The 2,184-nt window shown below is 49.2% G+C and carries 1 protein-coding gene; it reads right to left on the bottom strand.

Annotated elements, in window-relative coordinates; genetic code table 11:
• Positions 1 to 2,184, bottom strand: a 2,184-nt coding sequence (locus AB4493_RS20560) for a VCBS domain-containing protein (protein WP_372155724.1), incomplete at both ends; no start/stop codon positions are given.

Genomic DNA, 2,184 nt, shown 5'->3' with positions numbered 1-2,184 from the left:
CGCCTACATCGGGGTCTGTAATGGTCAGCTTGCCATCCGCATAGAGTGTTGTATTGCCAAGTGTGGCTATGCCTGAGTGAGCATAGTCAGGTGACATGTCGACACCCGCGCTGCTTTCGGTTATTGAACCAGTATCAACGCCAGCGATTTGGGCTTTATCGCCAACAGCCGAGAGCGTCGTTGATGCGCCAGTGTGTGTTGTACCACCATGCGCGTCTTTCACATCGTAGGTGAAGTGGACGCTGCCGTTGTAATTGTGGCTTGGAGTGAAGGTGAAGGTTCCATCGTGATTGTCTTGAATCGAGCCATGGTCAGCATGCAAATTAGCGATAGTGAGCTTACCTGCATCGTTGGCGTCTACGTCAACAGTATTAGCGATTAGCTCGGTTGCTGTGATGGTTTGAGCAAGATCTTCTTTACCGCTGTTCAGTTGCACTTCACCAGAACAATACGGACGGTCGTTATCGCCATGAACGGTGACAACAATATCGTGAGTGGTGCCATCAGCCGATTTGACGGTGACAGTATCCGTTATCGATTCACCTTGGCCGAGGTGATCAATCTTTCTACCTGTTGCGTCTTGGCCTATGGAAGCGTAGTAGCTCCAATCTCCGTTACTCTGAAGTATGACACGACCATGAGTGCCGTAATAAACGCCGGTTTGGGCATGGCTTTCACCGGAGTCTGGATCAACAATGTTCAGGTGACCATCAGTGTGTATTTCGTCGTTCCATAATTTGCCGATGTTTCCATGCATATGATCTGGTGAGCGATCATCGACGTAGCCACCAGACATTGTACCATCTGGTGCTGTATAGGTATGCCCTTCATGAACATCTCCAGTATAGACACCGCCGATAACGGCAGAATTATTAACCCCTGTAATCGTTATTGAGAGGTTTTGAGTGCTGCTCGCATTATGCTCGTCTGTGACTGTTACTGGAACAGTCAATGTCTTCGTGACACCTGATGCTAACGATTGATAGCTAGAGTGAGCAGGATCGAAGCTATAACTGCCGTCCGGATTAACCACCAAGCCATCAATCTGCGGTGCGCTGTAAGTCAAGGCCGCACCGGTATCAATATCTTGGCCAACCATTTGTCCATTTAGAACGCTTCCACCTTCAGTCACTGAGTGGGACTGAGCATTGATGGTTGGGGCATCGTTGGTACCATGAACCGTTAGCTCTATCGTGTGTGTTGTACCATCTGCTGAGCGTATAATGGCTGAATCGTGTTTAACTTCGCCTTGCGCTAAGTTCTGTATATTACGGTTGTCGAGGGTATAGGTGTAGTGACCGTCGCGCATGAGCAGTATGTGCCCACCCAGTTTGGTGTCGTAGCCAATACCTTGATAGGTTTGTGAGCCTATATTCGGATCAAACTGTGCCTCTCCCTTATCAGGGTCTTGGATGTTTAATCTGCCGTCGTAATGCAGTTGGTAGTGGGTATCTATATAGCCGCGATCTTCAGTTACTCCCCGTAAGTCTGCATTGGCTTGTGCGTCGGTAATAATCGCGTTATCTGGAGTTGCGATAAGATCAAACTTAGCTTGAGTGCTGACGCTGCCCCCATGGCCGTCAACCACATCATAGGTGAGTCGAATCTCACCATTGAAATCTTTATCTGGCGTGAAGGTATAAGTGCCATCTTTATTATCAGTCAGGCTACCGTGTGTCGCTTGCAAATTTGTCACGTGCAATACATCGCTACTATCCACATCGCTTGCATGTGTTAGCAAGTCAGAAGCCTTGATGGTTACGGGTTGATCCTCTTTACCCGCAGGAAGCTGAGTCCACGCACTGACAATTGGTTTGTCGTTGCTGCCTTGCACATCGATAACGACTTTATGAGGGACTGTCGCTCCTGTTGAATCGGTAGCGGTGATCCAGAATGATTCAGACTGATGTTCACCAGCCGCGAGTTTATCCGCGGCACCGCCGGTTGAATTGTCTAGCTGATAGTGCCAATGACCATGCTGATCAATCGACAGCGTTCCCCATTGACCTTGGGGTTGATTGATTGCCCACGTAACGGTGTCGGACTTATCTATATCAGTCGCGATTAAGCTCCCTGTCGCATCGGGGTTTCCTGCCGTGTTCAAGCCCTGTTCGATCACCGCGCCACTTGAGGTACCTGAGATAGTAGGGCGGTCATTGGTGCCATTAATCGTCACTTTGATGG

This window comes from Vibrio sp. 10N.222.55.A1, assembly GCF_041473835.1.
In the GTDB taxonomy this organism is placed as follows: Bacteria; Pseudomonadota; Gammaproteobacteria; order Enterobacterales; family Vibrionaceae; genus Vibrio; species Vibrio crassostreae_C.
The sequence above is the reverse complement of the archived record's forward strand: the minus strand, read 5'-3'. Positions and strand labels throughout refer to the sequence as shown.